This is a genomic window from Rhizobium vallis (genome assembly GCF_003985155.1).
Taxonomy (GTDB): Bacteria; Pseudomonadota; Alphaproteobacteria; order Rhizobiales; family Rhizobiaceae; genus Rhizobium; species Rhizobium vallis.
The window spans coordinates 944,990-970,016 of record NZ_ML133686.1 but is presented as its reverse complement, the minus strand read 5'-3'; the positions used below and the strand labels follow the sequence as shown (position 1 = coordinate 970,016).

Below are 25,027 nucleotides of genomic sequence, written 5' to 3'. Positions count from 1 at the left end.
CCCACAAGGGGACGGACTAATCTGCGGCGCCAGCGCGCAGCAAATATCAGCCTTTCCACGGATGAAACGATGAAGTGGGAAGCACCGCTGCGGCAGGTTAAACCCCTCCCCTTCTGAGGAGGGGTTTAGGGCGGGGTCTTTGCCCGGCGCCGACCGGGCAGCGGTGGCACAAGCTCAAAGAGCACTCCGAACGATATTGTCAAAAAACTAACGCCGCCCGGAGGCGGCGTTAGAAGACGGCGTGATCAGTAAAGCTTAGAACTCTTCCCAGCTCTGTTCGGCTGCGGCTGCATTGCCGCCGAAGGCGCGGGCGACCTTGCCGATCGCCCGACGGGCGGGCGAAGCGACGGGCCGGTGCGGCTCGTTGCGGACGAGCGCCACGGATGCCGGTGCATTATCCGACAGTTTGAAGCGGGCAATGAGGCCCACCAGCCCATTGGCTTCAGCCGAAAGCCTGTGCGTGGCGGCGGAGGTCTCTTCCACCATCGCGGCATTCTGCTGGGTCACCTGATCCATCTGGTTGACGGCGGTATTGACTTCCTTGAGGCCAGTCGACTGTTCGGTCGCTGCGGTGGCGATCGAATGGATATGGTCGTTGATGGCGATGACGCGGGTGCCGATTTCGGCCAATGCCTCGCCGGTCGCCTGCACCAGCTTGACGCCGACCTGCACCTCATTGCCTGACTTGGTGATCAGCGCCTTGATATCCTTGGCGGCCTTTGCCGAACGCTGCGCCAGTTCGCGCACTTCCTGGGCGACCACCGCGAAGCCCTTTCCGGCCTCGCCGGCGCGCGCCGCCTCGACGCCGGCGTTCAGCGCCAGCAAGTTGGTCTGGAAGGCGATCTCGTCGATGACGTTGATGATCTGGCTGATTTCGCGCGAGGCCTGCTCGATGCGGCCCATGGCCTCGACGGCATTGCCCACGACGACGCCGGAGCGGCCGGCATTCTCCTTGGCTTCGGACACCATGATGGTTGCTTCATGCGCCCGCTCGGTGGAATTCTGGACGACGGCGGTGATCTCGTCGAGCGCCGCCGAGGTCTCTTCGAGGGCGGCGGCCTGCTGCTCGGTACGCTTCGACAGATCGTCGCTGGCATTGCGCAGCTCGGCGGTGTTGCCATTCATCGCCTCCGTCGTCTGGCGCACTTCGCGCATCGTCGCCTGCAGCGTTGCGAATGTATTGTTGACGTTCTGCTGCAGTTCGGCGAAGGCGCCCTGGAAGTTGCCGCTCATCGTCTGGGTGAGATCGCCCTCGGCAAGGCTTGCGACGACGCGGCGGGTCTCGCCGATGCCGGCGTCGACACTCGACAGCAGCGTGTTGATGTTGCCGGCGAACTGATTGAGGCTCTCGTCCTGGTAATCCTTGCTGATGCGGTGGCTGAAATCGCCCGCCGCCGCCGCAGCCACGACGACCGACATGCTCGACTGCAGGTCGTCGCTCTTGGCGCGCATCGCCGCTTCCTGGGCGTTCAGGCGCTTCACGGCCAGGCCGTTCGCCTTGAAGATCGCGACTGCTGCGGCCATTTCGCCGATTTCATCCTGACGGCCGGCAAAGGGGACCTCGGCCTCGAAATTGCCGTCCGCGACCTGCTTGATCGCATGGGTAACGCGTTTGATCGGGCGGCTCAGATGGCTGGTGCCGATATAGAAGCCCATGCCGATGCCGACCGCGATACCGATGCCGGTGATGCTGAGGACGAGCATCAGCACCCAGGTGCGGAAACTCTCAATCTCGGCATTGACGGCTTCAAGTGCAGCTTTGTCGGTGGTGACGACCGCGTCGATTTCCGCCTGGAACGCCTTGCGGTTGGCGCGGTTGGCCTCATTGTTGCCCTGCTGGCTGGCAGCCTCGGGGCCGACTTCCGTTCCGAGACGGGCCGTTTCCGCGCGGAAGCTACGGAATTCCGCAGCGCGGGAGACGAGCTTGGCAAAATTGTCCTTCTCAGCTTCGGGAACAAGCGGCGCCCAGCCGGCGATGACCTTATCGATCTCGTCGAGGTCGGCCACTAGGCCTTTGGCGAAGTTCGGCGTATCCTTGATCTCCTTGGCGGCATAGATGCCGCGGGATTCCATGACCACAGCCGTGACAAAACGGTTGAGGCGTTCGCCGGCATAGGCGCGGGCAGCGGCGTGCTCGTAAGCCGTGAGGTTGCGATTGTACTCGTGCATGGCGGACAATGCCGTTGCACCGATCAGAAGCGCCACCGCGCCCATCACGGAAACCAGCAGGTTAATTTTGCCGCGGATCTTCAATGAAATGCCTCCTAGCTACATCCTTGCCTGGAAAGCAAATTCCCAGCCGATGATCGAATATCCGCTAAATTTCTTAAAGTTACATTTCTAATGTTTACGATTGTAGCTACCGAAAATTAGCCCTGCCGGCCTGCTCGGCGCACCTTCATATCCTTGAAAAAGCAGGCCACCCGCCGAAAAATCACCTCTCGTGACGGTGGCGTACAACCTGTCGGAGTGCATCGAAATTCTTAACACCAGAGTGCGAAAAATCACACCGAAGCGGCGCGTTGCTTGAAATTCTGCGGTATAATTGACTTTCGCGACCGTCATCCGTATAAGCCGCCGCACGTCCGGTCATTCAGGCCTTTCATGGCCTCGCCCGTTCGAAAAACAACGCTCCTTGCATAAAGCAAATTCAAGAAGGGCCGCACTCCGCGGTGTTTAAATAAATGAAGCGTACCTACCAACCATCCAAGCTTGTTCGCAAGCGTCGCCACGGCTTCCGTGCGCGCATGTCTACGAAGGGTGGCCGCAAGGTCATCGCTGCCCGCCGCGCGCAGGGCCGCAAGCGTCTTTCGGCCTAAGGCCGGGTTGCCCGATAAGAGATGGCGGGCGAATTGACGACCAGAAATCAGAAACACGCTGTCGGGCGGCTGAAAAGCCGCCCGCAGTTTCTTGCCGTCCGCGAAGGCGAAAAACGCCGGGGCGGCCTCTTCCTTCTCGAAGTCCTCGACCGGAAGGAACCCGACAGCCAAGCCCGCGTCGGTTTTACAGTCACCAAAAAACATGGCAACGCGGTCGAACGGAACCGCATGCGCCGCCGCCTGAAAGAGGCGGTGCGGCTTCATGCGGGGTTTGCAATGCAGCCCGGACACGACTATGTGGTTGTCGCGCGCAGGGACGTGCTTGAGGCGTCCTTCAAAGAATTGGCTGCGGAACTGAAATTTCGCGTGGAAACCAAGCCGAAACACCGGCGCTCCGGAGACGGGCGCCCCAGGAACGTATGATGGAAAACAACCGCAATTACTTCATTGCGATCGCTCTCTCGGTGCTGATCGTCCTCGGCTGGCAGTTTCTCTATATGAATCCGCGCATCGAGGCTCAGCGCAAGGCGCAAGAAGCCCAGAAGGCGCAGCAGCAGACCGAACAGGTTCAGCAGCCCGCGGCAAGCGGCCAGACGCCGGCCCAGACGAGCGGCGCGGCACCTTCCGGCCAGGCAGAAGCGACGGCGACGCGTGAGCAGGCACTTGAGAAGACCCCGCGCGTTGTCATCGACACGTCAGCGCTTTCCGGCTCGATCAACCTCGCCGGCGCCCGCCTCGACGACCTGAAGCTCAAGGCATATCACGAGACCGTCGACGACTCGAGCCCGACCATCACGCTGTTCAGCCCGGCCGAAACCAAGGACGGCTACTTTACCGAACTCGGCTATATCGGCGGCGACGCAACGGGCGCCGTTCCCGGCCCCTCGACGCTCTGGACCGCGCCCGAAGGCGCCAAGCTCACCGAAAAGACGCCGGTGACGCTTTCCTACACCAACGACAAGGGCCTGACGTTCACCCGCACCATCTCCGTCGACGAACGCTACATGTTCACCGTCGTCGACAAGATCGAAAATACCGGCCAGGCTCCCGCGTCACTTTCCTCCTACGGCCGCGTGACGCGCTACAACAAGCCGACGACGCCGTCCGCCTACGTTCTGCATGAAGGCTTCATCGGCGTCATCGGCGACGATGGCCTCGTCGAAACCAAATATACCGCCACGGAGAAGGAGCCGGTAACGCCGGCGAAATCCACCGGCGGCTGGCTCGGCATCACCGACAAATACTGGGCTGCAACGATCGTTCCGCCGCAGAGCTCCGCCTATGAGGCCCGCTTCTCGCATTTCAGCGATGGCCAGCCGCGCTATCAGGCCGACTATAAGGACGATGCCTTCACGGTTGCGCCGGGCCAATCGATCGAGCTCAAGAACCTCGTCTTCGCCGGCGCCAAGGAAGTGCCCGTCATCGACGGCTACGAAGTGTCCTACTCGATCCCGAAGTTCGACCGCCTGATCGACTGGGGCTGGTTCTATTTCATCACCAAGCCGATGTTCAAGCTGATGGACTTCTTCTTCCGCTTCTTCGGCAATTTCGGCGTGGCAATCCTGTGCACCACCATCGTCGTCAAGGCATTGTTCTTCCCGCTCGCCAGCAAGCAGTACGCTTCGATGGCGAACATGAAGCGCATGCAGCCGAAGATGGAGGAACTGAAGGCGAAATTCGGCGACGACCGGATGGGGCTGCAGCAGGCGACGATGCAGCTCTACAAGGAAGAAAAGATCAACCCGATCGCCGGCTGCTGGCCGGTGGCGCTGCAGATCCCGATCTTCTTCTCGCTCTATAAAGTGATCTACATCACCATCGAGATGCGGCACGCGCCCTTCTTCGGCTGGATCAAGGACCTTTCGGCGCCCGATCCGACGTCGATCGTCAATCTGTTCGGCCTGCTGCCATTCGAGGCGCCGACAATGTTGCATCTCGGCGTCTGGCCGCTGATCATGGGCATCACCATGTTCGTGCAGATGCGCATGAACCCGACGCCGCCCGATCCGACGCAGGCGATGATCTTCAACTGGATGCCGCTGGTATTCATGTTCATGCTGGCAAGCTTCCCGGCCGGGCTCGTCATCTACTGGGCCTGGAACAACACGCTCTCGGTGCTGCAGCAGTCGGTGATCATGAAGCGCCATGGCGTCAAGATCGAGCTCTTCAACAATCTGAAGGGCCTGTTCCGACGAAAAGCCGCGCCATCGAAGTGATGCCACTGTCGTCAAGCCCCGCTCCGGCGGGGCTTTTCATTTCCGACTGGCCGCCGGATGAAACAAGACATCACCACAAGACCGCCTGCAAGCTTGACATCTCCTTGCAAAACCACGAAGCCCGATAGAAGACCGAACCCGGAGATTGCAGAGCCCGCATGCCCGAAACCGAAAAGCCGCTCTTCGGCCACCCCTGGATTTTCATTCGCGGCGTACCGTCGCTCAACTTCCTGCCGCCGGAAGGGCCACTTGAGGTGGCCTTTGCCGGGCGCTCGAATGTCGGCAAGTCGTCACTGATCAATGCGCTGGTCGGTCAGAAAGGTCTGGCGCGCACCTCGAACACACCGGGACGCACGCAGGAACTCAACTATTTCGTTCCCGACGGCTATTCCGGCGAAGGCGATGACCTGCCGCCGATGGCGATCGTCGACATGCCTGGATATGGTTACGCGCAGGCGCCGAAGGAGCAGGTCGACAAATGGACCAAGCTCGTCTTCGATTATCTGCGTGGCCGCGCGACGCTCAAACGCGTCTATGTGCTGATCGACAGCCGCCACGGCATCAAGAAGAACGACGAGGACGTGCTGACGTTGCTCGACAAGGCCGCCGTCTCCTATCAGGTGGTCCTGACCAAGACCGACAAGATCAAGGCGCCCGCCGTGCCGAAGCTGCTTTCCGAAACGGCGGAAAAGATCCGCAAGCGCCCGGCCGCCTATCCCGCAGTGCTGTCCACCTCGTCGGAAAAGGGCGACGGACTGGACGACCTGCGTCAGGCGATCGCCGAAACCGTCGGCATCGCCAACTGGAAATAGAAGGGGCGCCCCGAAGAGCGCCCCATGGCCTCTGCCGATACGGATGGATTTACATCTTCGGCAGCAGCACCGTGTCGACGACGTGGATGACGCCGTTCGACTGTTTGACGTCGGCGATCGTCACATGAGCGACATCGCCGTTTTCATCAGTCAGCGTGATCTTGCCCATGCTTTCCCTGGCTTTGAGCACGCAGCCGCCGACAGTCTTGATGTCGTGCTCGCCGCCGTCATCCTTGATCATTTTGGCAACAGTCTTGGACATCGCGTCTGCCGCAACGACGTGGCAAGTCAGGACCTTGGTCAACTTTGCCTTGTTTTCGGGTTTCAGCAGCGCATCGACGGTGCCCTTCGGCAGGGCGGCGAAGGCTTCGTTGGTTGGCGCGAAGACGGTGAAGGGGCCTTTGCTTTCGAGTGTGCCGACGAGGCCGGCGGCCTTGACGGCTGCGACCAGTGTCGTGTGATCCTTGGAATTCATGGCGTTTTCGACGATGTTCTTCTTTTCGAACATCGCTGCGCCACCGACCACCGGGTTCTTCGCATAAGCGGTGAAGGCGACGGCCGACATGGCAGTGGCGAGCGCGGCGACGCGCAATGCAGACTTGATCATGATTTTCTCCTCTGGCCGGGCACCGTCCGCCGGCTTTATGCCTCAAGCGTCGTCCGGACATTTCGAACTACGGAGGGCCGTGCCGAAGAGTTTCAAACAGGAGAAATTGTTTTACGGCCGGCGCAGGGGGCCGCTTGCGATGACAGGCCCGGTCGCCTGTCCGGTCGGCGAGCCGCCGAAGGGTTCGAGGCTGACGGCAAGAGTGGCTCCATCAGCGACATGGCTGCGCAAATCGGCGGGAATGAGAAGTTCACCGCCTTCGCCCGGCTGGAAGACACCGAGCGATTTCGGCACGCCGCTGCCCGGCACCAGCCAGAGTTCCAGCGACTTCTCCTCCGGCTTGCCGGCCGCGACCGGCACGATCTTCAGCCGGCCGCTCTGCACCTCGAAGGAGGCGCGCAAATTGATGACGTTGTTTTCGCCCGAAAGCTCGGCCACCAGCGGTGCCGGCCCATGCGGCTGCGGCACCATACCGGAGGCGAAGATGACGGCGCTGACGGCGACGACGATGCAGGCAAAGGCCAGCGAGCGCCAGAAGACGGCGGAATTCCAGAGCCCCTGCGAAAAGGACGGGCTCCTTTCGCCGTCGCCGAAAAGCCGCGCCTCGATCTGCTTGAAGGTTTCCCGATTCGGGGCGACGCCTTCATACTCGTCATTGAAGGAGGAAAGGTTGGCTTCCCAGCGGCTGACGATCGCGGCGAATATTCGATCGTGGCGCATGCGCTCTTCCACCACCCGGCGATCCTGCAGCGACAGGACCCCAAGCACGTATTCGCCGGCGAGAACCTCGTCGCGGGAGCGGTTTCCCTTGCTTTTGTCGGGCGATGTCATCGTTCCATGCACTCTCTCAGTTTCAAGAGGCTGCGCCTGAGCCAGGTCCGCATCGTGTTCAGCGGGACACCAAACTGATCGGCCAGTTCCTGATAGCTCAGCCCTTCGACATAAGCCCGTTTCACCGCGACCGCACGATCAGCTTCCAACTCTTCCATGCAGGTGTCAATCCGCCTTCCTTCATCCTTTGTGACCGTCTGCTTTTCCGGGTCGGGTGCGGAATCGGCAAGATCATAGGCGCTGTCCAGCTCGTCGGCGATGGGCTTGCGCGCCCGCAGCACATCGATCGCGCGGTTGCGTGCGATCGCCGCCAGCCAGACCGACGGCGCACCCGATGCGGCGGAGAAGCTCCCGGCGCGCTGCCAGATGCTGATATAGACTTCCTGCAGAGCTTCCTCGGCTTCTGCGCGATCCCTCAAGATACGCAGGCAGATCGACAAAAGTTTCGGCCCGGTCTGGTTATAGAGGGCAACAAAGGCCCTGCGGTCGCCGAGCGCGACGCGGCCGATCAGGTCTGTGATCCCATCGCCTTGCATGCCGTTCCCCATTTCGTGCTTGCGGCTTTGCCGGACGGCGAAATCCGCCGGCTCCGCGCCACATACGAAAAACTATTGCATCCTGGATTATTCCCTCTGTCAGAAACTTGGGATAAAAGGCCGCGATCAATTCTGCGGAGTCCCCATGAACGAGTCCGAAAGCGAACTGCAGGCACGGCTTCTGGCCAAGGCGCTGCCTTTCATGCAGCGTTACGAGAACAAGACGATTGTCGTCAAATATGGCGGCCACGCCATGGGCAATCCCGAGCTCGGCAAAGCTTTTGCCAGCGATATCGCACTGCTCAAGCAATCGGGTGTCAACCCGATCGTCGTTCACGGCGGCGGCCCGCAGATCGGCGCCATGCTGAACAAGATGGGCATCGAATCGAAATTCGAGGGCGGGCTGCGCGTCACCGACCAGAAGACGGTCGAAATCGTCGAGATGGTGCTCGCCGGCTCGATCAACAAGGAAATCGTGGCGCTGATCAACCAGACCGGCGAGTGGGCGATCGGCCTCTGCGGCAAGGACGGCAACATGGTCTTCGCCGAAAAGGCGCGCAAGACCGTGAAGGATCCGGATTCGAATATCGAGCGCGTGCTCGATCTGGGCTTCGTCGGCGAAGTGGTCGAGGTTGACCGCACGCTGCTCGATCTGCTCGCCCGCTCCGAGATGATCCCCGTCATCGCGCCGGTCGCTCCCGGCCGTGACGGCGCGACCTACAATATCAATGCCGATACCTTCGCCGGCGCCATTGCCGGCGCGCTCAACGCTACCCGCCTGCTTTTCCTCACCGACGTGCCCGGTGTTCTCGACAAGAACGGCCAGCTCATCAAGGAGCTTTCCGTCGCCGAAGCGCATGCTCTGATCGCCGACGGCACGATATCGGGCGGCATGATCCCGAAGGTCGAGACCTGCATCGATGCGATCAAGGCCGGCGTGCAGGGCGTCGTTATCCTGAACGGCAAGACCGCCCATTCCGTCCTGCTTGAGATCTTCACCGAGCACGGCATCGGCACGCTGATCGTTCCCTGATCGAAAAGGTGCGCCCTTCACCGAGGTAAAGGGCGTAGTTTTTCGCCGTCTGTGGGATCGGCGTCAAAGCGGGCTGTAGATCGCCGCCGCGTCCTGCTTCAGCTTTTCCATCATCGACCGGTAAGGTCCCGGACCATAACTGACGCGGCCGACGCCGAGTTTTGCCAGCGTCTTCACGTCGGGGGCGCCGGTCCTCATCATAATATTGACCGGCAGCGGCGATGCGGCACAGATCTTCTCGATCAGGCCGGGGTCGATCAATCCCGGAACGAAGAAGCCGCTGCCGCCGGCCGCCGCATAGGCCCTGCCCCGCTCGATCGCCTCGTCCACCAGACCGGCATGTTTCGAAAGATCGCTCTCCGCGAGGAAGAGGTCGGTGCGGGCGTTGATGAAGAAGGGGATTCCCTTGCCTTCCGCCATGGCGCGAATGGCGCGGATGCGGGCGGCCTGCCTGTCGATGGGATAGAGCCCGCCGCCGCCGACCACCTGATCCTCGAAATTGATGCCGATCGCACCAACCTCCACCAGCTTGGCGACGTTGGCGGCCGCACCCTCCGGCTCGGCCGAATACGCGCCCTCGAAATCGACCGAAAGCGGCAGGTCGATGACAGCGGTGATGGATCTCGCCGTCTCGACCAGCACCGACATCGGCAGTTTTTCGCCGTCAGCATAACCGTGGGCGGCGGCAACCGACCAGCTGCCCGTCGCAAGCGCCTTGGCGCCGGCATCGGCCACCGCCTTCGCCGTGCCGGCATCCCAGATGTTGTAGAGAACGACCGGGTTGCCCTTTTGGTGCAATGCGCCGAATGCCTCGGCCTTTTGGTTCTGGTTCATGCTGTCTCCTCCATCTTTGCCTGTGTGCTGATTTTCTCTTCATGCCGCAGCAGCCATTGCTTGCGCCAGAGCCCGCCGCCATAGCCGGTCAGCGAACCGTCCGCGCCGAGGATGCGATGACAGGGCACGATGATGGCAAGCTGGTTGGCGCCATTGGCGCGACCGACGGCGCGCACGACTTCGGGACGCTCCATTTCCCTTGCGAGATCCCCATAGGCCCGCGTCTGACCGGCGGGGATTTCGACAAGCTGTGCCCAGACATGTTTTTCGAAAGGCGTGCCGCCGAGTGCCAGCGGCGTCTTGAAGACGGTGAGCCGCCCTTCGAAATAGTCTTTGATCTCAGCCTCGATCTGATCAATCGCTGGTGTGCGACCGATCGCGACCGAAGATCGGACGCGTTTCTGCAGCGCCTCGAGCTCTGTCGGCAGCGCCTTACGGTCGTGAAATTCGAGAAGGTGCAAATGCGTCTTGTCGGCAACTGCGATCATCGGTCCGAGCGGCGTCTCGAACCAGTCGGCAAAGAGCAATGCGCGGTTCTGCGAGAGCGACGGCGCCTTGCCGACGAGCCGCTGGAAAGCTGTCCGGAAGCCGCTTGGAGATTCGTATCCTGATTCGATCTGCGCATCGATGACGCGCGCGCCATCGGCGAGCTGCCGGGCCGCCTCGCCCAGCCTGCGATAGCGGACGATATCATGGAAGGTCATGCCGAGCGCCCGTTTGAAGGCGCGGCGCACGGTCGATGGATCATGGCCTCTGCGCACAAGCTCATCCTCGGTCCAGCGAACCTCCGGCTCGCTGTCGAGCCGTGCCAGCAGCTCATCGACAACAGGCTCCCTACCCGGTTGCTGCAGCGGTCTGCAGCGCTGGCACGGGCGAAAGCCGGAATGCATGCAGGCGGCAATCGTATCGAAGAAGATCGTGTTTTCCCGCTTCGGCTTGCGCGCCGGGCAGGTCAGACGGCAGAAGATGCCCGTCGTCTTGACGCAGACATAGGCCTGTCCCTCGTAATCCGCGCTGCGGGCGATCAGGGCGTCATAGAGCGTATCGTCGTCGGGGCGTTCGAAAAGCATGTCGGCTTTCTAGCATCCCGCGCCTGCGCCGTCCGCCGAAAATCGGGCGTCTATTTTATTCCGCCGCGTCGAGGCTTTTCACATGACGTTGCGGGCGCAGCATTGATTCCTCCTCTGCATCCTGTGGCGCGCCCCAGAAATTCTCGAGCGTCGGGCCATTCTTGAGATGGCGACGGCGGAAGAAAAATTCGACAATCTCGTGAAACCATACGCGGCGGCCCATCTGCGTATACCAGCGCATGGAATGGCGCTGTTCCGGATCGCGGTGGAAGAGAATACGCAGCAGCGCCTTCGGGCGCGCCTGAACTGCGACCTCGATCAGCTTGACGCAGGCGACGAGCACGATCGGATTCAGATGCCGCATCTTCAGGACCTGATGCTTGTAGTCCCATTTGCGGATATCGGTCTCGATCACCTGCCGATCGCGGGCGATACGGAAGAAGGGCGTCCAGCGATGCGGCGTCACGTAGAGCGCCTGGATCTGGTCGGGATCATAGGAGAGCAACTGTCGGAAGCCGCGCCAGAGATCTCTCAGCCTCTCCTCCTCGAAACCGACGACCCAGGTCGCCATGGAGAGGATGTCGTGCTGGCGCAGGAGGCGGATCGCTTCCCGGTCGGTTGTCTTGGCACCGCCCTTCTTGATCAAGGCGAGCGTCGCCTCATCGGTGTTTTCCATGCCGAGCAGCCAGCGCACGACACCCGCTCTTCGGTAGAGGTGCAGGATATCGGCATCGCGGACGATATCGTCCGCTCGGGTCGAGCCGACGATCTGCACCGGCACGTTCTCGGCGATCATCGCTTCGAGAAAAGCCAGCCATGCCTTGCGCGAGGAGGTCGGATTCTCGTCCGCCAGATTGATCAGTTCCACACCCTCTTCGCGATAAAGCCTGGCGATTTCGCGGGCAAACAGTTCCGGCGAGCGGTGACGCCAGCGGGTCCAGAAGCCGCGCTGGCCGCAATAATTGCAAAGGTGCGGACAGCCACGTGAAAACTGCATGACGACGGCACGCTTGCTGCCCCAGTAGCTGTAACGGCGATGATCGATCAGATCCCAGCCGACGCGATAGGCATCGAGATCGGCGATCGCCTGCGCCGGCTGCGTCGCCAGGATTTCGCCATGGCCATCGCGAAAGGCGATGCCGGGAATGGTTGCGAGCGGGCGGTTCGTCGCCAGGCAGTCGGCCAGGCGCCGCATCGTTTCCTCGCCTTCGCCGCGCACGAGAATATCGAATGCCTCCGTCTCGGCCAGAACCTCACGCCAGTGATAGGTCGGGAACACCCCGCCGTAGACAATGGAGATTTTGTGATCGCGGCATTTGATCGCCTCTGCGATCGCACGGGCAGTGGGATGGGCCGAGGTGGAGCCGGAATGGCCAATCAGCACCAGGTCTGGGTCACTCGCCAGCACCTCGCAGACAATGCCGGCAATTGTCATCGGTCCGAACTCGGCATCGATGAGACTGACGATATGACCGTCGTCGATCAGCGGGCCTCCGACCGAGAGAAGGCCGAGTGGCGGAAGATGATCATCGGGAATGCGACTGCCGATCGCCGTATGCGGCGGATTTATCAGAACGATCTTCATTGCGACTTTTACCCTTGCGGGTCCCCCTGTCTGACGCAGACAGAAGTCATCAGCGATCAATGGCGATATTCAGCCAAAATCTTCTTAAAGTTGTGAAAATCTGGCGGCATTTTTGCGGAAACCCACGTCCGGCGTAGGCCTGAGGCAAAAGCCTTTGGTTTCCGCAGCAGCCGTGCCATAAGACCGCCATGACAAAGATCGACCGCACGCCTGATAAAGCCGATTTCGAGCACGTAACCGACTGGGTCTTCGACCTCGACAACACGCTCTACCCGCATCATGTCAATCTCTTCGCGCAGATCGACCAGAATATGACCGCCTATGTCGCGGCGCTCTTACAGATGGAGCGGGAAGAGGCACGCAGGCTGCAGAAACAATATTACCTGGAGCACGGCACGACGCTGCAGGGGCTGATGATCCATCACGGCATCGACCCGAACGACTTCCTCGAAAAGGCGCACGCGATCGACTATTCGGCGCTGACGCCACAGCCGGAACTCGGCGAGGCGATCAAGGCGCTGCCGGGGCGCAAGTTCATCTTCACCAACGGCAGCGTCAAACATGCCGAAATGACGGCTGGCGCGCTCGGCATTCTCGAGCATTTCGACGACATCTTCGATATCGTCGCCGCCGACTACGTGCCGAAACCGGCGCAGGCGACCTACGACAAGTTCACCGCGCTGAAACGCGTCGAAACGAACAAGGCGGCGATGTTCGAGGACCTGCCGCGCAACCTCACAGTGCCGAAAGCGCTCGGCATGCAGACCGTGCTGCTCGTGCCGCGCAATCTGGAGCAAACGGTCGTCGAATGGTGGGAGAGGACCAGCGGCGAAGAGGATCACATCGATTTCGTCACCGACGATCTCGCCGCCTTCCTCGGCAAGATTACCGGCTGACGGCGGTCACGTTACGAAAGTTTCATTCAGCTTACCGATGTTTAACTGGGGCTTTCGGTCCTGCCGTCATAGCTTCTTCGTGAGGGGACACCTCACGAAAGGCAAACACGATGTACCGCAACAAGCTGATATTGGCAGCGCTTTCCTCTACCCTCATCTTCGGCGCAGCCGCCGGGACAGGTTTTGCAGCACCCGGTGACGGGCCGCGTCAGCATCCCGGCATGCACGGCCCGGGGGCGGCCGCCTTCCGCGAAATCACCTATGTCCGAATGCTCAAGCAGTTCGACACCAATAAGGATGGACAGGTCACCAAGGACGAGGCGACGGCCGGCGTCGACAAGCTCTTTGCCGAAATCGACACCAACCATGACGGCTCGCTGACCCCTGGCGAAATCCGCGAGTACCGGAAAACGCAGATGCAGGCGATGAGAGATCAGCGCAAGCAGGAGGCCGGCGACAACAAGGATGCGAACGCCGCGCCCGAGACATCGGACAATAACGATCAAGGACGACCGCCGCGCGATGGCCAGGATGGCCGCAACGGTCACGGCTGGATGCACCACGGCGGCAACATCATGCATGCCTCGCTCCTGATGGAGCGGATCGATACCGACGAGAACGGCCAGATTTCCAAGCAGGAAGCCGTAGCCGCCATGGACAAGCTTTTTGCGCGGATGGACCGCAACAAGGACGGCGTCATCTCGATCGACGACATGCCGGACCGGCCGTTCCTGTAAGGCCGGACGAACCATTGCCTCGGCTCTTTCCCTGCCACCGCGGGGAAAGAGATCTCTTGTCTCTCATGCAATCGAGACGCTGCGCTTGAGCCGTTATTCGCGGCGTTCGTAGAAATCCTGCACAATCTTCCATGCGGCTTCGGCCGTCTCGACGAAGCTGATCAGCTTGACGTCATCGGGCGCGATCGTGCCGAATTCGGCCAGTGCGTCGAAATTGATGATCTTCTTCCAGAACGCCTCGCCGAAAAGGATCAGCGGCAGGCGCTCCATGCGGCCGGTCTGGATCAGCGTCAGGCATTCGAAAAACTCGTCAAGCGTTCCGAAGCCACCGGGGAAGACCGCGATCGCCTTGGCGCGTACCATGAAATGCATCTTGCGGATGGCGAAATAGTGGAAGTTGAAGCTGAGCTCCGGCGTCACATAGACGTTCGGCGCCTGCTCGTGCGGCAGCACGATGTTGAGGCCGATAGACGGTGCACCCTCGTCGGCCGCGCCGCGATTGCCCGCCTCCATCACGCCCGGGCCACCGCCGGTGACGATGACATATTCGTGGAAATCGAACGTGGCCGAATATTTCGAGCAGAGTCGGGCGAATTTGCGTGCCTCGTCATAATAGACGGACGCCGCCTCCAGGTTGGCGCGCTGGATATCGTTGCGGGCCGCCCAGGCGCTCTGGCCGGGGGCAGGTATGCGGGCGCCGCCAAACATGACGACGGTCGACTTGATGCCGCGTTCGGTCAGCAGCATTTCCGGCTTCATCAGTTCCAGCTGCAGGCGGATAGGCCGCAGCTCCTCACGGCAGAGGAAATCCTCGTCGACATAGGCAAGGCGGTAGGCGGGCGACAATGTCTGCGGCGTCTTCGGCACCGCTTCGGCGCGCTGCCTGTCGGTCGAGCTGCTCTTCAGCGGGTCCCAGACGCCGTCCTTGCGCCGCGAACCGCCGTTTCGTCCCTTCGCCATGTCGAAATGCCTTTCAGTATTGCCGGTTGTGAAACCGGATATGTCGCTACAACGCCTTGAATCCAGATATGATCTTGTCGGAAAAATCATTCCGTTCTACGGGTGCATGCTGTAGAGCAGGACACACCGCCGCCGATCGCAACTCCGGAGACTGCTGTCTCCACGATAAAGATCGAAGTTTAAGGAATTCTCATGAGCGCCATCGACCTCGCATCCCTCGAAAAGATCATCGAAACCGCCTTCGACAATCGCGACAATGTGAACACGTCGACGAAGGGCGAGGTTCGCGATGCGGTCGAAGCGGCGCTCGATTTGCTCGATGCGGGCAAGGCCCGCGTGGCGACGCGCGGCGCCGACGGCGCCTGGACCGTCAACCAGTGGCTCAAGAAGGCCGTACTGCTTTCCTTCCGTCTCAACGACATGGAAGTGGTCAAAGGCGGCTCGGCCAATTCCACCTGGTGGGACAAGGTGCCTTCGAAATTCGAGGGCTGGGGCGAGAACCAGTTTCGCGCCGCCGGCTTCCGCGCCGTGCCGAACTGCGTCGTGCGCCGCTCGGCCTATATCGCTCCGAATGCGATCCTGATGCCGTCCTTCGTCAACCTCGGCGCCTATGTCGGCGAAGGCACGATGGTCGACACCTGGGCGACGGTCGGTTCCTGCGCGCAGATCGGCAAGCATGTGCATCTCTCCGGCGGCGTCGGCATCGGCGGCGTCTTGGAGCCGATGCAGGCCGGCCCGACGATCATCGAGGACAATTGCTTCATCGGCGCCCGTTCGGAAGTCGTCGAAGGCTGCATCGTGCGTGAAGGTTCCGTTCTCGGCATGGGCGTGTTCATCGGCAAGTCGACCAAGATCGTCGACCGCGCCACCGGCGAGATCAGCTATGGCGAAGTGCCGCCCTATTCCGTCGTCGTTGCGGGCTCGCTGCCGTCCGACAAGACCATGGCAAACGGCCAGACCGCGCCGAACCTCTATTGCGCCGTGATCGTCAAGCGCGTCGACGAGCAGACCCGCTCGAAGACCGGCATCAACGAGCTGCTCAGAGATTAATGACATCGGCAGATTGATCCGGTAAACAGACGGCGTCTTTTTACGCGAGGCGCCGCCTTGCCATGTCTTTGCCATTCCCGCCGGATAGTTCGACCACCATGACCGCTACCGATCCCGTCGCCAATCTCCAGACGCTGATTCGCTGCCCTTCCGTGACACCCGCCGAAGGCGGTGCGCTCTCGGCGCTGGACGCAATGCTTTCGCCGCTCGGCTTCAAGATCGACAGGGTGAAGGCGAGCGAAGAGGGGACACCCGACATCGAGAACCTCTATGCGCGGCTCGGCAGCGACGGCCCGCACCTGATGTTTGCCGGCCATACCGATGTCGTGCCGGTCGGTGACGAAGCCGCCTGGACGCATCCGCCTTTCGCCGCCGAGATTGCGAATGGCGAACTCTTCGGCCGGGGCGCCGTCGACATGAAGGGCGGCATCGCCTGTTTCGTCGCCGCCGTCGCCCGCCATATCGAAAAGAACGGCCCGCCCAAGGGTTCGGTTTCCTTCCTCATCACCGGCGACGAAGAAGGCCCGGCGATCAACGGCACGATCAAGCTCCTGCAATGGGCCGCCGAACGCGGTGAGCGCTGGGATGCCTGCCTCGTCGGCGAGCCAACCAATCCGGATCGCCTCGGCGACATGATCAAGATCGGGCGGCGCGGCTCGATGTCGGGCAAAATCACCGTGCACGGCGTACAAGGCCATGCGGCCTATCCGCACCTCGCCGACAATCCGGTGCGCGGCATACTGCAGCTGACGCAGGCGCTGATGGATCCGCCCTTCGATGGTGGCACCGCCGATTTCCAGCCGTCGAACCTCGAGGTGACCACCATCGATGTCGGCAATCCCGCGACCAACGTCATTCCGGCCAAGGCGTCGGCGAGCTTCAACATCCGCTTCAACGACGCTTGGACGGTGGAGACGCTGCGGGCCGAGATCCTGCGCCGTCTCGATACTGCTGCCAAGGACGGCCGGCTGCGGCCGGGCCGCGAGCCGGTGAGATATGACATCGTCTGGGCTGACCGGCCGAGCCATGTCTTCCTGACACGCAACAATGGGCTGATCGCCTCGCTGTCCTCGGCCGTCGAAAGCGTCACCGGCCAGTCGCCTAAGCTTTCGACCACCGGCGGTACGTCGGATGCGCGCTTCATCAAGGACTATTGCCCGGTCGTCGAATTCGGCCTCGTCGGCCAGACGATGCACATGGTCGACGAGCGCGTGGCCGTGTCCGACCTGGAGATGCTGACGGCAATCTACGAGACCTTTATCGCGCGCTGGTTCGCCAATGCCGGGTCTTAGAGAAGTTCAATATTATCTGGCCGGCCTCTGGCTGCTGATCCGGTTGGACCCGCGTGGCTTCCGCTTCCTCGACATGTCGGAGCGCGGCGTCAACCGCTCGTTCTGGGCAATAGTGTGGTGCCTGCCACCGATGGGCATTTCCTGGCTCTGGTGGCGGCAGGCCTTTCTGCGGTCGATGCCGCCGGAAGCCGATGTCAACTTCGCCTTCTATATCAGGCTCGGCCTCGTCGAGATCGCCAACTGGTTCGTGCCGTTGGTCTTTGCCGGGCTGCTGCTGCTTGCCTTCCGCATGGGCGAGCGCTTCGCGCCCGTCGTCGTCAGCGTCAACTGGCTCGGCGTGCCGCTCTCCTACATCAATGCGCTGCTGCTGGCGCTGGTGTTCTTCCTGCCCGGCGCCGTCGGCCTCGTCTCGATATTGCTCCTGGTCTTCATGCTGGCTCAGGTCTTCGCGCTGGCGCGTATTCTGCGGATGATCTGCCACGGCCATGCCTTGATGGTCGGCGCGCTGACGTTGGCGCTGCTCGTGCCGTCGATGATTCTTTCGGAATATCTGCAGCACTTCCTCGGTATCTATCCCGCCTGATCAGCTCCGCAATGAGCGGGGTTACGACGGATCATCGTCGTTTTCGTCGACCGGCCTTCGGCGGTCGGGGATAACCTCGGGATAATCCACCTGCATGAAATAAAGCCCATCCGGCGGCGCCACCGGGCCACAGGCCTTACGGTCCCGAGCCTCCAGTGCTGCCTGAACATCTTCCGGCGTCCATTTGCCCTCGCCGGCGAGCTTCAGCGTGCCGGCAAAGGAGCGGATCTGATTGTGGAGGAAGCTCTGCGCCGTGGCACGGATTTCGATCAGCTCACCGTTTCTCGTCACATCCAGCCGGTCGAGCGTGCGCACTGGGCTATTCGCCTGGCAATGGGCCGAGCGGAAGGTGGAGAAATCGTGCCTGCCGACCAGTTTCTGCGCGGCGGCATGCATAACCTCGTGGTCGAGCGCCTTCGGCACCCACCAGGCCTTTCCGGCTTCAAGCGCCAGCGGCGCCCGGCGGCTGACGATGCGATAGAGGTAGTGGCGCCTCAGCGCCGAGAAGCGGGCATCGAAGAATTCGGGAGCCGCCTCGACGTCGACAATCGAGACACGTTCGCCGGCGAGCCTCAGATGCGCGTTCAAGGCATTCTGCAGCTTGTAGGGCGACCATTCCTTCGAAAGATCGGCATGGATCACCTGCCCCATAGCATGGACCCCGGAATCGGTGCGCCCGGCGCCGCGCACCGACACCGTCTCGCCGGTCAGCGACAGCACCGCCGCCTCGATCGCGCCCTGCACCGAGGGGCCGTTCTCCTGGCGCTGCCAGCCGACATAGGGGCCGCCGTCATATTCGACGGTCATGCGGAAACGCGGCATCAGGAAAGCCTCGTGCGCGCGCCAAGCGGCGTACCCCTGAGGAAATCGGCTGCGGCCAGCGGCTTGCCGCCGGCCTTTTGCAGCCTGGTCAGCCGCACCGCGCCCGAGCCGCAGGCGATCACCAGATCATCCGTCAGCAGCTCTCCGACAGCGCCCTGCCCCTCTGCAAGTTCGGAGCCCAGCACCTTCACCCGTTCCGGCTTACCGCCGATCTCAAGCTCGAACCATGCGCCGGGAAACGGCGCCAGGCCGCGGATATGATTGTGCACGTCCCTGGCATCTCTGGCGAAATCGATGCGGGTCTCAGCCTTGTCGATCTTGGCGGCATAGAGCACACCCTCTTCCGGCTGCGGCGTCAGCGGCAGGTCGTCCATCTCGAGCTTCACCATGGCTTCGGCCATCGCCTTTGCGCCGGTGAGCATCAACCGGTCGTGCAGCTCGCCAGCCGTCATGTTCGGCCCGATCTCGACCTCGCGGGTGAGTGCGACGGCGCCGGTATCGAGCCCCTTGTCCATCTTCATCACCATCATGCCGGTCTTCTCGTCGCCGGCCATGATCGCCCGCTGAATGGGCGCGGCCCCGCGCCAGCGCGGTAGCAGCGAGGCATGGCCGTTGTAGCATCCATCCCTCGTGCCGTTCAAAATCGCCTCCGGCAGCAGCAATCCGTAGGCAACAACGACGCCGACATCGGCATTGAAGGCGCGAAACCGCTCGCGCTCCTCGGGGTCCTTGAAATTGACCGGGGTGAAGACCGGGAGACCGAGCAGTTCGGCCGCCTGGTGCACGGGCGACTTCTGCAGATCGAGCCCGCGCCGCCCGCCGGGCCTCGGCGGCTGGGTATAGACCGCGACAATCTCGTGGCCGGCATCGACGAGCAGGCGCAGGGTTGGAACCGAGAACTCCGGGGTTCCCATGAAGATGATGCGAAGAGACATTCTATCTCGCCAATTGAGGATCAGCCGTCTTCAAACGGGTTTACGAGCTTGAGATCAAGCCCCTCGAAATCTCTGGTGTTACGGGTGGCAAGCGTCGCGCCATTTGCAAGGCAGATGGCGGCGATCATCGCATCCTGGACTGAAATCGGCCGTCCTATGCTTTCGCGTTTCGCCCGCAAGCGACCGGTTGCTATAGCCGTTTCCAAATCCCAGCCGGCGATACGGTCGCGAAATTGGCCTCTCACCAAATTCTCGATAGCGCGAAAGAAGCGGTCCGATCCCGTCTTCAAGAGGACCCTTTCGGCTCCGTAAATCTGCTCCATCAACCCGACCGTGCAAAGCCAGATTCTCGAGCCATCCTGCCGCAATATCCACGCCTTCACCTTTTCATTCGGCAACGGCCTGGCGAACTCGGAAACCACATTCGTATCGAGAACGATCATTCGAAATCCTCGAACGGCCGGCCGAAATCCTTTTTCCGTGCGGCCTCGATTTCTTCCATGACCGCAGCAAATTCATCGTCTACCGCGTTTTCGTTGACGAAAGCGGCGCGTATTGCTTCATACGCTGACAAGGTCTCGGGCTTTGCTTCATTTTTTCGTTTAAGCGCATCCCGCAAAAGCTCCTTGGCCTCGTCAGAAAGGCTGTGTCCGCTCCGCTGCGCCGCGTCCGCAATGTCTCGCTTCATTGCTTCGGAAATGTTTCTGATTAGAAGATCACTCATTCGGCACCTCGCAATGATATCAGCGATATCATAGTGCCTCGCCAGCGAATTTTCAACGCAGCGCTCAGAGCGCCTTCGACTTCGCCGCCTTGGTGAACTTCTTGATCACCATCTCCCGCTTCAGCCGCGAGATATGATCGATGAACAGTACGCCGTTCAGGTGGTCGATCTCGTGCTGGAGGCAGGTGGCGAGCAGGCCGTCGGCTTCCACCGTCTGTTCCTTGCCGTCCCGGTCGAGATACTTGACCGACACGATAGCCGGGCGCTCGACCTCGGCGTAATAATCCGGAATCGACAGGCAGCCTTCTTCATAAACGGAGCGCTCGTCGGAGGATTTGAATATCTCCGGGTTGATGAAGACCTGCGGCTGTTTCTCCTCGCCCTCGCGCGATACGTCGATGACGAGCATGCGGCGCGGCACGCCGATCTGGATTGCGGCAAGGCCGATGCCCGGCGCGTCGTACATGGTTTCCAGCATGTCGTCGGCAAGGCGCTGCAGGTCGGCATCCACCCGCTCGATCGGCTTGGACAGCTGGCGGAGAACGGGATCGGGAAGAATGATGAGTGGCTTGATGGTCATGGCGTTCCCATAACCCATCTTTTCCGACTATGGAATTATCCGGCAGGCGGGGATTGCGCTTTTTTGCATCCCCACCTGGAATTTCGCCATATTCGCTTAGGCTGCCCGACGGACAGCGGTAGCGGAATGGCCCTCCGGCCGGGCGCGGAAGCGCCGCAAGAGCTCGATCAGGTTTTCCACCTCGTCCTTGAGGCGGCGGGTTTCGGCCGAGGAGTGCTCGACCATGTCCGAATTCTGCTGGGTGATCGCACCCATGTTGCGGACGGCCACGCTGACCTCGTTGACGCCGGTTGCCTGATCGCGGGCGGCGGCGGCGATATCGGCGACGAAACGATTGATGATATCGATGCGGCTGATCATGTCGTTCAAGGCTTCGCCGGTACTGGAGACGATGTCGACCCCCTCATTGACCTGAGTCGAACTCTGCGAGATCAGATTCTTGATCTCCTTGGCGGCGTCGGCCGTGCGCTGGGCGAGCTGGCGGACCTCCTGGGCGACAACAGCAAAACCCTTGCCGGCATCGCCGGCGCGCGCCGCCTCGACACCGGCATTCAGCGCCAGCAAATTGGTCTGGAAGGCAATCTCGTCGATGACGCCGATGATCTTGGAGATCTCGGTCGAGGATTTTTCGATGCCGGCCATCGCCGAGACGGCACTGGTGACGAGTTCGCCTGAGTTCTTTGCCTTCTGCTGCGTCTCACGCACGGCGCCGGAAGCCTTCTCGGCATTGGCGGCCGTCTGGCCGACGCTGACGGAAAGCTGCTGCAGGGCCGCCGAACTCTCCTCGACGCCCGCTGCCTGCTGGGCCGTGCGCAGCGCCAGATCGTTGGTCGCCTTGGAAATGACGTCGGCGCCGCCCATGATATGGCCCGAGGTCTTGCGCACGGATGCGAAGGATTGGCTTAGCGCCCTGACCGCGCGGTTGTAATCTTCAGCCATCTGCTTGAAATTGCCCGGCAGGTCGGTCGGCAGGGTGGCTTCAAGATCGCCATTCGACAGCGCTTCCAGGCCGCGGCGCAGTTGCTCCAGCGCCATTGCCTGGTCGGCCTCGGCTTGGGCGCGCTCCTCCTCCAACGCACGCCGCTTGGCTTCGAGCGCTTCGAGGTAGACCGAGATGGAATAATCCATGTCGAGCATGCCTGATTTGATGACGGCCGACAGCTTCTCGGCCAGCAGCTTGCCCTGCTTGCGTGCGAAGACCGAAGGCCACTGCTTCTCCATGATGCCCTTGACGAGTTCCGACATGAGGATGGCGTATCCGCCGATATACCAGCGCGGCTCCAGCCCGATGCGGGCATGCGTGCGGCCGACGGCGGTCACGCCGGCGACATAGCTCTCGTCGAATGCGCCGCCGGCGAGATTGGCCCAATGATCCTGCTGGCGCTTCTTGGCATGACCCATATGGGATTTGTCGGCGAAAAGACCTGCGACGGCGGAGGTCTTGGCGATCTTGGCGTAGAATTTGTCGAGGGCGCCGCCAATCAGCTCCGATATGACAGGGCGCAGATCCCGCATCGACTTGCGTGCAGCGTCATCCAGTTCGATGAAATCGAGGCGCTGCCTGAGGGCACTGTCGGTCTGCTGGGACGTCATGGGGATCTCTATACTTGGCGCGAACGCGCGGGAGGGAATTTTTGCGCCACAGGTTTTGGCGAATATAGTTGAGCAATCGTTAAATTGGCCCGTGATTTCTTCTGACGAACGAGGAGGAACAGCATCTTGCGAAGATATTGGGGAGCGCCAATTCCGTTCACGTTTTGATCTACATATCGCCATTTCTTCTGTTATGGTTTGGAATGACCAGTCATTCCGATTCGCTCACTCTTTCCCTTGCGTCGATCAGCCCGGCCATGCTGGCGCTTGGCGGCGGGGTTTTCGCTGCTCTCGTGCTGCTGGTGGTCGTCCTTCTCCTACGCAGCGCCAGCCTGCGCCGCGAACAGGCGGAAGAGGCAAGCTTTCGCGCTGGCGAAAGCGAGGCGCGCATGGCCGAGCTTTTGAAGATTCAGGCGGAAATGCAGGGCCGCATCGCGGCGATGACCGAGGTTTTCGGCGCGCGGCAGAGCGAGCTCAACCAGGCGATCAACCAGCGCCTCGATGGCATGTCGCAGCGAGTCAGCTCGACAATCACCGAGCAGACGAAATCGACACACGAGAACCTGCAGCGGCTGCAGGAACGGCTGGCGGTCATCGATGCCGCGCAGAACAATATCCAGACGCTCGCCAAGGATGTCGTCGGGCTGCAGGCCATTCTCTCCAACAAGCAGACGCGTGGCGCCTTCGGCCAGTCCAGAATGGAAACCATCATCGCCGACGGCCTGCCGATGGGCGCCTACGTCTTCCAGCCGACGCTGTCCAACGGCTCGCGGCCGGACTGCACGATCCGCATGCCGAACGACGCGCCGTCGCTTGTCATCGACGCTAAATTCCCGCTCGAAGCCTGGAACGCGATCCGCGACGCCGGCAGCCCCGAGGCCGGCAAGATCGCAGGCCAGCAGTTTCGCCGCGACATGGAAGTCCATATCCGGGACATTTCCGAGAAATATCTGATCCAGGGAGAAACCCAGGATACGGCCTTTCTCTTCGTGCCCTCCGAATCGATCTTCGCGGAAATCCACGAAAACTTCGAACCGGTGGTGCAGAAGGCGCACCGTTCGCGCATCGTCATCGTTTCGCCGTCGCTGCTGATGCTGTCGATCCAGGTCATCCAGGCCGTCCTCAAGGATCAGCGCATGCGGGCGCAGGCGCATCTGATCCAGGGCGAGGTAGCGATCCTGATGGACGATCTCGGCCGTCTCGACGAGCGAGTGCGCAAGCTGCAGGGCCATTTCGCCATGGCGCAGAAGGATATCGACATGGTGGTCACGTCAGCCGACAAGCTCACCAAGCGCGGCGCCAAGATCGAAGCGCTGGAATTCGAGGCGGGAGACAACAAGCCGGCGCGCGACAGCGAGCCGGCCGCCAAATCGGTGGAAAGCCGCACCGGCCTGCTCAAGCTGCGGGTGGTTGACGAGGAGTGACCGCTTCGGGCAGTGTCGCGCCCGCAATTCTATCGAAGAGTTGGAGCATGCTGTCGCGCGCAGGCTCCAGATGACGAGGCACCTTCATGATTACAGTTTTCGGGTCCATCAACATGGATCTCATCGCCACGACCGAACGCCTGCCGAAACCCGGCGAAACCGTTGCCGGCAACGGTTTTGCCACGGCCGCTGGCGGCAAGGGCGCCAACCAGGCGCTGGCGGCGCAGCGCGCCGGTCGCTATGTGCATATGGCCGGCGCCGTCGGCAAGGATGCCTTCGCCGCCGACGCCCTTGCCCTGCTCGATGATGCGGGAACCGACCTTTCTCTCGTCAGCCATGTCGATGGCCCCACCGGCACGGCGCTGATCCTTGTCGGCGGCGACGGAGAAAACATGATTGCCGTCGTTCCCGGCGCCAACGGCCTCGTCACATCAGCTGATGCCGCAACGGCGGTCGGCGGCATGGACGAAGGTGATATCCTGATGCTGCAGCTCGAAGTGCCCGTCGCGGCCGTCGAGCGCGCGCTGTCGGCCGCCCGCGCCAAAGGCGTCACCAGCATTCTCAACCTCGCTCCGCTGATCCCCGACGCGCCGCGTCTTGGCCGGCTTGCCGATATCGTCATTGCCAATGAGACCGAGTTCGAGCGGCTCGCGGGACAGAACGGCATGGATGCCGCCGCGCGCGAGGCAGCACTCGTCCGCCTGCATCAGGAGACCGGCCAGACGCTGATCGTGACGCTTGGCGGCGATGGGGTTATCGCTATTCGCGACGGGGCGATTTCAAGGGCTCAGGGCCTGGTGATCGAGCCCGTCGATACGGTCGGCGCGGGAGACACCTTCTGCGGCTATTTCGCCGCGAGCCTCGATGACGGGCTCGATTTTGCAACGGCGCTGCGCCGCGCGGCCGTTGCCGGTTCGCTCGCGTGCCTCAAGGCCGGGGCGCAGCCTTCGATCCCCTCGAGCGAGGAAGTCGCAGACAGGATATAGCTCCGTCTCTTTTGCGAAGCCGTCGAAAGAGACCCTTGATTTTAAGGGAATTCCTGCGGTTTTCCTCGGGCAAGCAGCTAAAGTTTCATTCAAATTTAAGAG

At 61.7% G+C, this 25,027-nt stretch carries 26 protein-coding genes; 12 read left to right on the top strand and 14 right to left on the bottom strand.

Annotation, left to right across the window (positions count from 1 at the left end):
• Positions 1-255: 255 nt before the first annotated feature.
• Complete coding sequence (locus EFQ99_RS04840) at positions 256-2,253, bottom strand: methyl-accepting chemotaxis protein (protein ID WP_126919486.1); 1,998 nt, start codon at positions 2,251-2,253, stop codon at positions 256-258.
• A gap of 431 nt (positions 2,254-2,684) precedes the next feature.
• Between EFQ99_RS04840 and rpmH the strand changes: the two genes are divergently transcribed.
• The 4 genes from rpmH to yihA all read left to right on the top strand — a co-directional run bounded on the left by rpmH (position 2,685) and on the right by yihA (position 5,847).
• Positions 2,685-2,819, top strand: a complete 135-nt coding sequence (gene rpmH / locus EFQ99_RS04835; RefSeq protein ID WP_008524438.1) for a 50S ribosomal protein L34 — start codon at positions 2,685-2,687, stop codon at positions 2,817-2,819.
• A 21-nt stretch (positions 2,820-2,840) separates the two neighbouring features.
• Positions 2,841-3,242: a ribonuclease P protein component gene (rnpA, locus tag EFQ99_RS04830; protein WP_008524441.1), complete on the top strand. Its 402-nt coding sequence runs from the start codon at positions 2,841-2,843 to the stop codon at positions 3,240-3,242.
• Entirely contained in the window at positions 3,242-5,035 is a 1,794-nt protein-coding gene (gene yidC / locus EFQ99_RS04825) for a membrane protein insertase YidC (RefSeq protein WP_126919602.1), read from the top strand. The genes rnpA and yidC overlap by 1 nt, the downstream gene beginning before the upstream one ends.
• A 158-nt stretch (positions 5,036-5,193) precedes the next feature.
• A complete protein-coding gene (gene yihA, locus EFQ99_RS04820; protein WP_126919485.1) occupies positions 5,194-5,847 on the top strand; it encodes a ribosome biogenesis GTP-binding protein YihA/YsxC in 654 nt (217 codons plus the stop codon).
• 49 nt (positions 5,848-5,896) lie between these two features.
• Here the strand turns inward: yihA and EFQ99_RS04815 are convergent, their stop codons facing one another.
• The 3 genes from EFQ99_RS04815 to EFQ99_RS04805 form a co-directional block, all read right to left on the bottom strand.
• A complete protein-coding gene (locus tag EFQ99_RS04815; RefSeq protein WP_126919484.1) occupies positions 5,897-6,454 on the bottom strand; it encodes a fasciclin domain-containing protein in 558 nt (185 codons plus the stop codon).
• A 111-nt stretch (positions 6,455-6,565) separates the two neighbouring features.
• Positions 6,566-7,285 (bottom strand): anti-sigma factor, encoded by a 720-nt coding sequence (locus EFQ99_RS04810; protein ID WP_126919483.1) that lies wholly within the window; start codon positions 7,283-7,285, stop codon positions 6,566-6,568.
• Positions 7,282-7,821, bottom strand: coding sequence for a sigma-70 family RNA polymerase sigma factor (locus EFQ99_RS04805; RefSeq protein ID WP_126919482.1), 540 nt, complete (start codon positions 7,819-7,821; stop codon positions 7,282-7,284). The genes EFQ99_RS04810 and EFQ99_RS04805 overlap by 4 nt, the downstream gene beginning before the upstream one ends.
• A gap of 145 nt (positions 7,822-7,966) precedes the next feature.
• Here EFQ99_RS04805 and argB point away from each other — a divergent pair, with 145 nt between their 5' ends.
• Positions 7,967-8,854, top strand: coding sequence for an acetylglutamate kinase (gene argB, locus EFQ99_RS04800; protein ID WP_010065789.1), 888 nt, complete (start codon positions 7,967-7,969; stop codon positions 8,852-8,854).
• A 63-nt stretch (positions 8,855-8,917) separates the two neighbouring features.
• On the opposite strand, the gene EFQ99_RS04795 is transcribed toward argB, so the two are convergent.
• Genes EFQ99_RS04795 through bchE form a run of 3 tightly spaced genes read right to left on the bottom strand, consistent with a single transcriptional unit; the run spans position 8,918 to position 12,343 of the window.
• Positions 8,918-9,688 carry an isocitrate lyase/PEP mutase family protein gene (locus EFQ99_RS04795; protein ID WP_126919481.1) on the bottom strand — a complete coding sequence of 257 codons (771 nt, stop codon included), beginning with the start codon at positions 9,686-9,688 and terminating at the stop codon, positions 8,918-8,920.
• Positions 9,685-10,758 (bottom strand): bifunctional transcriptional activator/DNA repair enzyme AdaA, encoded by a 1,074-nt coding sequence (locus EFQ99_RS04790; protein ID WP_126919480.1) that lies wholly within the window; start codon positions 10,756-10,758, stop codon positions 9,685-9,687. The genes EFQ99_RS04795 and EFQ99_RS04790 overlap by 4 nt, the downstream gene beginning before the upstream one ends.
• 55 nt (positions 10,759-10,813) lie before the next feature.
• Complete coding sequence (gene bchE / locus EFQ99_RS04785) at positions 10,814-12,343, bottom strand: magnesium-protoporphyrin IX monomethyl ester anaerobic oxidative cyclase (protein ID WP_126919479.1); 1,530 nt, start codon at positions 12,341-12,343, stop codon at positions 10,814-10,816.
• A gap of 188 nt (positions 12,344-12,531) precedes the next feature.
• Here bchE and EFQ99_RS04780 point away from each other — a divergent pair, with 188 nt between their 5' ends.
• On the top strand, positions 12,532-13,239 hold the full coding sequence (locus EFQ99_RS04780) for a pyrimidine 5'-nucleotidase (RefSeq protein ID WP_126919478.1): 708 nt from the start codon (positions 12,532-12,534) through the stop codon (positions 13,237-13,239).
• Positions 13,240-13,349: 110 nt separating this feature from the next.
• Positions 13,350-13,976 (top strand): EF-hand domain-containing protein, encoded by a 627-nt coding sequence (locus EFQ99_RS04775; RefSeq protein WP_126919477.1) that lies wholly within the window; start codon positions 13,350-13,352, stop codon positions 13,974-13,976.
• A 93-nt stretch (positions 13,977-14,069) separates the two neighbouring features.
• Here the strand turns inward: EFQ99_RS04775 and EFQ99_RS04770 are convergent, their stop codons facing one another.
• Positions 14,070-14,936: an LOG family protein gene (locus tag EFQ99_RS04770; protein ID WP_126919476.1), complete on the bottom strand. Its 867-nt coding sequence runs from the start codon at positions 14,934-14,936 to the stop codon at positions 14,070-14,072.
• 192 nt (positions 14,937-15,128) lie between these two features.
• Between EFQ99_RS04770 and dapD the strand changes: the two genes are divergently transcribed.
• The 3 genes from dapD to EFQ99_RS04755 all read left to right on the top strand — a co-directional run bounded on the left by dapD (position 15,129) and on the right by EFQ99_RS04755 (position 17,861).
• Positions 15,129-15,986, top strand: a complete 858-nt coding sequence (gene dapD / locus EFQ99_RS04765) for a 2,3,4,5-tetrahydropyridine-2,6-dicarboxylate N-succinyltransferase (protein WP_126919475.1) — start codon at positions 15,129-15,131, stop codon at positions 15,984-15,986.
• Between the two features lie 98 nt (positions 15,987-16,084).
• Entirely contained in the window at positions 16,085-17,278 is a 1,194-nt protein-coding gene (gene dapE / locus EFQ99_RS04760; RefSeq protein WP_126919601.1) for a succinyl-diaminopimelate desuccinylase, read from the top strand.
• Positions 17,265-17,861: a hypothetical protein gene (locus EFQ99_RS04755; protein ID WP_126919474.1), complete on the top strand. Its 597-nt coding sequence runs from the start codon at positions 17,265-17,267 to the stop codon at positions 17,859-17,861. Before dapE ends, EFQ99_RS04755 begins: the two co-directional genes overlap by 14 nt.
• Positions 17,862-17,882: 21 nt before the next feature.
• Here EFQ99_RS04755 and truA read toward each other — a convergent pair whose 3' ends face one another.
• From truA to EFQ99_RS04725, 6 genes are all read right to left on the bottom strand, one after another.
• The gene (truA, locus tag EFQ99_RS04750; RefSeq protein WP_126919473.1) at positions 17,883-18,683 is read right to left on the bottom strand and encodes a tRNA pseudouridine(38-40) synthase TruA; all 801 of its coding nucleotides are present in this window, start codon (positions 18,681-18,683) and stop codon (positions 17,883-17,885) included.
• Positions 18,683-19,618 carry a methionyl-tRNA formyltransferase gene (fmt, locus tag EFQ99_RS04745; RefSeq protein WP_126919472.1) on the bottom strand — a complete coding sequence of 312 codons (936 nt, stop codon included), beginning with the start codon at positions 19,616-19,618 and terminating at the stop codon, positions 18,683-18,685. Before fmt ends, truA begins: the two co-directional genes overlap by 1 nt.
• Positions 19,619-19,638: 20 nt before the next feature.
• On the bottom strand, positions 19,639-20,061 hold the full coding sequence (locus tag EFQ99_RS04740; protein ID WP_126919471.1) for a type II toxin-antitoxin system VapC family toxin: 423 nt from the start codon (positions 20,059-20,061) through the stop codon (positions 19,639-19,641).
• The gene (locus tag EFQ99_RS04735; RefSeq protein WP_126919470.1) at positions 20,058-20,342 is read right to left on the bottom strand and encodes a FitA-like ribbon-helix-helix domain-containing protein; all 285 of its coding nucleotides are present in this window, start codon (positions 20,340-20,342) and stop codon (positions 20,058-20,060) included. Before EFQ99_RS04735 ends, EFQ99_RS04740 begins: the two co-directional genes overlap by 4 nt.
• 64 nt (positions 20,343-20,406) lie before the next feature.
• Positions 20,407-20,922, bottom strand: coding sequence for a peptide deformylase (gene def / locus EFQ99_RS04730; protein ID WP_126919469.1), 516 nt, complete (start codon positions 20,920-20,922; stop codon positions 20,407-20,409).
• Positions 20,923-21,018: 96 nt separating this feature from the next.
• Entirely contained in the window at positions 21,019-22,515 is a 1,497-nt protein-coding gene (locus tag EFQ99_RS04725) for a globin-coupled sensor protein (protein WP_126919468.1), read from the bottom strand.
• Positions 22,516-22,718: 203 nt separating this feature from the next.
• Here EFQ99_RS04725 and EFQ99_RS04720 point away from each other — a divergent pair, with 203 nt between their 5' ends.
• Both EFQ99_RS04720 and EFQ99_RS04715 read left to right on the top strand, forming a co-directional pair.
• Entirely contained in the window at positions 22,719-23,939 is a 1,221-nt protein-coding gene (locus EFQ99_RS04720) for a DNA recombination protein RmuC (protein ID WP_126919467.1), read from the top strand.
• An 86-nt stretch (positions 23,940-24,025) separates the two neighbouring features.
• Positions 24,026-24,925, top strand: coding sequence for a ribokinase (locus tag EFQ99_RS04715; protein WP_126919466.1), 900 nt, complete (start codon positions 24,026-24,028; stop codon positions 24,923-24,925).
• Positions 24,926-25,027: the final 102 nt, after the last annotated feature.

Bases quoted from the DNA above. Each gene is read 5' to 3' on its own strand.
- rpmH (WP_008524438.1), top strand. From the start codon at position 2,685: ATGAAGCGTACCTACCAACCATCCAAGCTTGTTCGCAAGCGTCGCCAC.
- EFQ99_RS04725 (WP_126919468.1), bottom strand. From the start codon at position 22,515: ATGACGTCCCAGCAGACCGACAGTGCCCTCAGGCAGCGCCTCGATTTC.
- EFQ99_RS04720 (WP_126919467.1), top strand. From the start codon at position 22,719: ATGACCAGTCATTCCGATTCGCTCACTCTTTCCCTTGCGTCGATCAGC.
- dapD (WP_126919475.1), top strand. From the start codon at position 15,129: ATGAGCGCCATCGACCTCGCATCCCTCGAAAAGATCATCGAAACCGCC.
- bchE (WP_126919479.1), bottom strand. From the start codon at position 12,343: ATGAAGATCGTTCTGATAAATCCGCCGCATACGGCGATCGGCAGTCGC.
- EFQ99_RS04735 (WP_126919470.1), bottom strand. From the start codon at position 20,342: ATGAGTGATCTTCTAATCAGAAACATTTCCGAAGCAATGAAGCGAGAC.
- EFQ99_RS04715 (WP_126919466.1), top strand. From the start codon at position 24,026: ATGATTACAGTTTTCGGGTCCATCAACATGGATCTCATCGCCACGACC.
- truA (WP_126919473.1), bottom strand. From the start codon at position 18,683: ATGCCGCGTTTCCGCATGACCGTCGAATATGACGGCGGCCCCTATGTC.
- EFQ99_RS04755 (WP_126919474.1), top strand. From the start codon at position 17,265: ATGCCGGGTCTTAGAGAAGTTCAATATTATCTGGCCGGCCTCTGGCTG.
- EFQ99_RS04780 (WP_126919478.1), top strand. From the start codon at position 12,532: ATGACAAAGATCGACCGCACGCCTGATAAAGCCGATTTCGAGCACGTA.
- yihA (WP_126919485.1), top strand. From the start codon at position 5,194: ATGCCCGAAACCGAAAAGCCGCTCTTCGGCCACCCCTGGATTTTCATT.
- def (WP_126919469.1), bottom strand. From the start codon at position 20,922: ATGACCATCAAGCCACTCATCATTCTTCCCGATCCCGTTCTCCGCCAG.
- dapE (WP_126919601.1), top strand. From the start codon at position 16,085: ATGACCGCTACCGATCCCGTCGCCAATCTCCAGACGCTGATTCGCTGC.
- EFQ99_RS04805 (WP_126919482.1), bottom strand. From the start codon at position 7,821: ATGCAAGGCGATGGGATCACAGACCTGATCGGCCGCGTCGCGCTCGGC.
- rnpA (WP_008524441.1), top strand. From the start codon at position 2,841: ATGGCGGGCGAATTGACGACCAGAAATCAGAAACACGCTGTCGGGCGG.
- EFQ99_RS04815 (WP_126919484.1), bottom strand. From the start codon at position 6,454: ATGATCAAGTCTGCATTGCGCGTCGCCGCGCTCGCCACTGCCATGTCG.
- EFQ99_RS04810 (WP_126919483.1), bottom strand. From the start codon at position 7,285: ATGACATCGCCCGACAAAAGCAAGGGAAACCGCTCCCGCGACGAGGTT.
- EFQ99_RS04740 (WP_126919471.1), bottom strand. From the start codon at position 20,061: ATGATCGTTCTCGATACGAATGTGGTTTCCGAGTTCGCCAGGCCGTTG.
- EFQ99_RS04775 (WP_126919477.1), top strand. From the start codon at position 13,350: ATGTACCGCAACAAGCTGATATTGGCAGCGCTTTCCTCTACCCTCATC.
- EFQ99_RS04795 (WP_126919481.1), bottom strand. From the start codon at position 9,688: ATGAACCAGAACCAAAAGGCCGAGGCATTCGGCGCATTGCACCAAAAG.
- argB (WP_010065789.1), top strand. From the start codon at position 7,967: ATGAACGAGTCCGAAAGCGAACTGCAGGCACGGCTTCTGGCCAAGGCG.
- yidC (WP_126919602.1), top strand. From the start codon at position 3,242: ATGGAAAACAACCGCAATTACTTCATTGCGATCGCTCTCTCGGTGCTG.
- EFQ99_RS04790 (WP_126919480.1), bottom strand. From the start codon at position 10,758: ATGCTTTTCGAACGCCCCGACGACGATACGCTCTATGACGCCCTGATC.
- fmt (WP_126919472.1), bottom strand. From the start codon at position 19,618: ATGTCTCTTCGCATCATCTTCATGGGAACCCCGGAGTTCTCGGTTCCA.
- EFQ99_RS04770 (WP_126919476.1), bottom strand. From the start codon at position 14,936: ATGGCGAAGGGACGAAACGGCGGTTCGCGGCGCAAGGACGGCGTCTGG.